The following is a 4,431-nucleotide window of genomic DNA, read 5'->3' as shown; positions in this document are numbered from 1 at the left end:
GGGCGTATACTCGACACACTCTGGACGTCCCTATCGTCTAGTGGCCTAGGACACCGCCCTTTCACGGCGGCGACACGGGTTCGACTCCCGTTGGGGACGCCATTATCCGACAGCAAGTTACTCCAACAACTTAGCTTAAATAGCCGCCAAAACAGCAGTGCTACGCAGAGGCCCTAACTCCTTGGCACTTGTTTAACTTGTCTACCTTGTTGTTCCAATTGCTACGCCAGCGTAGCAACCAGACTGAGTGAAGATTGGGGAAACGAACTCACGCGCTGGGCCTATGTCGGTCATCTCTGGAGGATTTGCTGATTAGCCAACCTCTCCTTTCTTCGCTGCTGGGATCCATACACGAACGCTCCTACAAGCGAGACGACTGTGAGACCGCTGAAAATACTGCCTTCTACGATCTTTCCGTTGTTGATCAGGAACACTCCACCACTGATTCCCAACATAGCAATGATGAACCCAAAGATCAGCCCCAATCTCGAGTTGGCGATGTCAGAGTTTACTACTTTAGTTTCGAGACCGCGTCGATGATCTGATTGCTTCTCGGCCATGGCCATGATGCGTTCAGCAGCACCCGGAAGAACAGCCTCATATTTTTCCAAATGTGCTGGAAGCGGGAGTGGCCCCTCGTACTTTCCTTCGACGGAGATAATACTACCTGGCGTGCGCTGAATCTGGAATTGCTGGTTCCTTCGCTTGCCCATACTTTTTAATAGAAAACTCAATATCTTGCCCAACTACGCGCCAATCTGACCGCAGAGCATTCAGGTCGGCCTGTTCTGGGGAAAAAGACCGATTGTAATTCTGTAGTGTCGATCCGAAGTCCAATACGCGAGCTATGCCTTCCCAAAACGAGGGACGTGCGAATAGCAGGTAGGACTGGCTTACGGTGATCAACTTACGCATCTGTGACTCTCCAGCTACATTTATCGACAAGCATTAAATGGAAGTCAAGCACTTTTGCCCACTTTCCATCTGTTTGTTCCGAATATTATAACGTAAATCTTTCCATTAGGTTTCCTCTTAAGGCAGAGGGGCACTGGCTCATAGTAGATATCAGTGAGCTTCTAAGTCAAAAAACCCCGCCCGGATTGCTCCGGACGGGGTGCCCGCGATGGGAGGGAAAACGGATGACCTGGGTGGTCACCTGATCTTCATGCCGTCCTTCCATTCACCGACGAATCGAAAATCTGGCTCGAATGCCGTGCTCAGCGGCCGCGTGTCGTCCGAGAAATTCGCCCACGCCTCCGGCAGCGTCAGTTCCACAAGCGTTTCGGCGCCGTTGGGCAACGTGAAGAGTCGCCGCAGTTGCGGCAGCTCCGGATGATCGCGCGCGATCCGCTTGCGCAGCGCTTCAAACTTCGACCGGCTCGAGGTCGAACAGACCATCCCGTCCGGATCGAGCCCGACAGTATTTGCGATGTTCGCCGCAATCTTGTTCTTCTCGACGTCGGGGCCGCCGTAGCCAATTTGATCGATCAGTTCGAACTGCAGCAAATCGAATACGTCGTACAGGTGCCGCTTGTAAACTGACTCCTCGCATAGCTTGTGCAGAATCGAAGCGTACGGCTCCGCCGCCAGGTCAATGTCGCGATACCAGTAAGCGCGGAAATGCTCATGCGCCAGCCGGTCGATCGTCGACCAGCGCATCGTCGGAAACGTCGGATCATAGACGCGGCCGTCCTTGCAGACGATCATCACATGGACGGACTCGGTGAAGATTCGCCCCAGCCACTGCAGCATTGGCGCAAACCAGCGCTTCTGAATCCGCTGGATCCGCCAGTAGAGCACGAACAGCACGATCTTCCAGATCTTCCACCATGGGAATTGCGGCAATAGCAGGATCACCGTTCCCGGCTTCAAAAGCGAATAGCGTTCGATCATATCGTCCTCAGAAAATGTTCAGCGCGGCGATCGTGAACCAGAACTCGCTACCGAGGTTGTCGACCGCCAACGGCCGCGGCTCGGCTTGCGCCTCGGCGCCGGCATCGAAGTAAGTCTTGTAGATAAACAACGCCAAGATCGCCAGGTGGATGTCCTGGAAGATCGGCTTCTTCGTCACGTAGGCCCCGCCGAGTTTGCCGCCGATTGAAGGGTTACGCACCACGACGCCAGCGTTCGTCGCCACGTCGAACGGATCGACCGAGCCGGCGATGAAGATCTGCGAACTCATGAGCCGGAAGAACATTGGGAACTCGATGCTCACGACGCCGAGCTTCGAATCCCAGCTGAGGCCCACCGCCTGGTAGTATTCGTCGGTGGGATTCAGCAAGTAGCCCGCGGCGAAATTCGCCTGGCTGAACTCGAGGCTCTTCTTGAGCGTCACGCCGCCGAAGGCGCCTTTAATATTGCTCAGACTCTGCGCGGTCAGGGACGCACAGAATGCCAATAATAAAACGAGCGTCAGTAGTTTCTTCATGATTAGTCCTTTCTCGATACCGGCGGCGGCACGACTTTCGGCCAGTGCTGCTCCTTCGGTCCGGCAATTGAGGGTGCGTTTGTATTGAGCTTATGCTCAACCCCGAGCGCAGCGGTCAGGAGCGCGCCCATCACCGACAGCACGGTGCCCCAGGAGGCCGCATCGATGAACACCGCAGCCGCGCCGATCAGGCCCAGCGCCAGCATCGCGGCGGTATATAGCGCCCAGCGGCCGATCAGATTGATCAGCTGCCGCACCTCTTTGCTCTTGAGCACGTCGAGGTCGGCGCTGGCCAGAATGCCCTTAGGTATCAGACCCATTTTTGTTCACCTTGAGAGTCGGGTATTGGCCATTGAGTTGTTTCGCCAGCGACAGATTGACGCCGAGTGCGGCCGCCAGCGTAAACACGAAGATCAATGCGGTGATGGCCCATGTCGGCGTCGGCGTCACCAACGCGCGATCGCCGTAAGCGAGCAGCACCGCCAGCAGCACCACGGGAATCAGGGTGCGCCAGCCGTTGATCGCCGGCACCATGGCCTTGAGCACCGCCACGATCGCTGTCACGAATCCGCCGTAGACTCCGCCTTTGGCGACGATCATCAACAGCGGTCCGATGTTCTCCATACCTTCCATGAGATTTCCTCCATCACAGGTTCAGTCGATTGAGCCAACCGCCCAGTGCCCACGACTTGGCGGGGTTCTCTTCAATGCGGTTTAAGAAGTATTCGCCGCGGCGAATTGCCATCGCGCGCACCAACTTGTCGGCATCCGTCTTCACGGCCATCACGGCCGCCAGTGTCAGCGGTCCCAGATTGCCGTCGACGACAAGCTTCGGTTTGCGATTGCCGTTGAACACATTGAGCGCGCGCTGCAGGAATGTCACCGCCGGACCGGGCCCCGGCAGAATGATCGCGTCAAAGAACTCGGCAGCGACGCGCTGATGCGGAAACTGATCACAATGATACTTGGTCCACAACGCCAGGTAGAAATCGCGCACCAGCGCCTGCACTTGCTTGTCCGCCTCGAGGCGCGCCCGGAAGTCGCTGTATGACTTCCAGCCGTCAATCAATCTCCAGCCCGGCCAGTTCGGTTGGAATCGCCGCGAGATCCCTTTGTAGGTCTCCCGGCCAGGATCGCGCGGATCATCCGCGTAACCGCCCTCGTTTTCGAGGGTAGTGGCAAAGACCGGATCGAATTGCACCATCGTTACGTCGTCGTGCCGGTCAGCTGCAGTTCGTAGTAGGAATTCTGCGCCGCATCGCCGGCGTTGAGCGAGAGGGCGCACCAGAACCCGATTGCATCACCGGGCTCGAGATTGCCGCCGGGCACATTTTTGGCGTTCGAGTCGAATGTTCCCGTCGGCGCCACGTTGCGGTTGTTCCCAGCACCGTTGGTGGTCGAGCCGTTGACCGCGGCATCGAGCGCAAACGTCTCCTTCGCCGCGACCCCCCCGGCCACTTCGCTCACCTGGGCGTTGGTCAGCGCCAGCGTCGCATGAGTATTTTTGAGGAAGCCCTTGTCATAGGACACCTTGTTGGAACCGCCGGCCGCATTAGCCGCCTCGTCGAAATGGAACCGTCGGCATTCCATGATCTCATTCGGCGTCTTCTCGAAGAACATCCCCTTGGCGATCTCGAATCCGGACCCGCTCGCGGGCGCCGTGCCCCAGTCATTGCGGACATAGGCGCGCTTGAGCGTGCCGTTGTATGCGACAATCTCGTCGAGTTCATTCGCGCCCGTACCGGAAGTGACCCGCACCACTTCGCCCTTATAGATGTCATCCGTCGCGGACGCTCCGGCATCAAGGTCGATGTAAGGTGCGCCGTCAGAATCGACTCCGCCGCCGGTGGCCGTGTTCGACCGCGTGGCTGTGTTCGACATCAGCGCCACATGGCCGGTGCACGTCGCCGACTTGATCGCCTTCATCAGGCGCGCAAACGTCTTCGGCGTCCCGGCCTGCGCCGGCGTGACGCCGTTGAGGTTGATCGTCTCGGTCACCTTCG

The 4,431-nt window shown here is 57.8% G+C and carries 7 protein-coding genes and 1 tRNA gene; 1 reads left to right on the top strand and 7 read right to left on the bottom strand.

Annotated features, from left to right (window positions below):
* Positions 1-26: 26 nt before the first annotated feature.
* Positions 27-102 (top strand) — tRNA-Glu (locus tag IT585_06565).
* Between the two features lie 188 nt (positions 103-290).
* Here the strand turns inward: IT585_06565 and IT585_06560 are convergent.
* From IT585_06560 to IT585_06530, 7 genes are all read right to left on the bottom strand, one after another.
* Positions 291-746: a DUF2335 domain-containing protein gene (locus IT585_06560; GenBank protein ID MCC6962897.1), complete on the bottom strand. Its 456-nt coding sequence runs from the start codon at positions 744-746 to the stop codon at positions 291-293.
* Positions 747-1,152: 406 nt separating this feature from the next.
* Positions 1,153-1,893, bottom strand: coding sequence for a hypothetical protein (locus IT585_06555; protein MCC6962896.1), 741 nt, complete (start codon positions 1,891-1,893; stop codon positions 1,153-1,155).
* Between the two features lie 7 nt (positions 1,894-1,900).
* Entirely contained in the window at positions 1,901-2,428 is a 528-nt protein-coding gene (locus IT585_06550; protein MCC6962895.1) for a hypothetical protein, read from the bottom strand.
* 2 nt (positions 2,429-2,430) lie between these two features.
* On the bottom strand, positions 2,431-2,748 hold the full coding sequence (locus IT585_06545) for a hypothetical protein (GenBank protein MCC6962894.1): 318 nt from the start codon (positions 2,746-2,748) through the stop codon (positions 2,431-2,433).
* Positions 2,732-3,061, bottom strand: a complete 330-nt coding sequence (locus IT585_06540; GenBank protein ID MCC6962893.1) for a hypothetical protein — start codon at positions 3,059-3,061, stop codon at positions 2,732-2,734. Before IT585_06540 ends, IT585_06545 begins: the two co-directional genes overlap by 17 nt.
* Positions 3,062-3,074: 13 nt before the next feature.
* On the bottom strand, positions 3,075-3,632 hold the full coding sequence (locus tag IT585_06535; GenBank protein ID MCC6962892.1) for a hypothetical protein: 558 nt from the start codon (positions 3,630-3,632) through the stop codon (positions 3,075-3,077).
* A gap of 2 nt (positions 3,633-3,634) precedes the next feature.
* Positions 3,635-4,431, bottom strand: a 797-nt coding sequence (locus tag IT585_06530) for a hypothetical protein (protein MCC6962891.1), incomplete at its 5' end; no start/stop codon positions are given.

Source organism: Candidatus Zixiibacteriota bacterium (assembly GCA_020853795.1).
Lineage (GTDB): Bacteria > Zixibacteria > MSB-5A5 > CAIYYT01 > CAIYYT01 > JADJGC01.
Note: the sequence above shows the minus strand (reverse complement) of the source record. Positions and strands in the feature narration are given on the sequence as shown.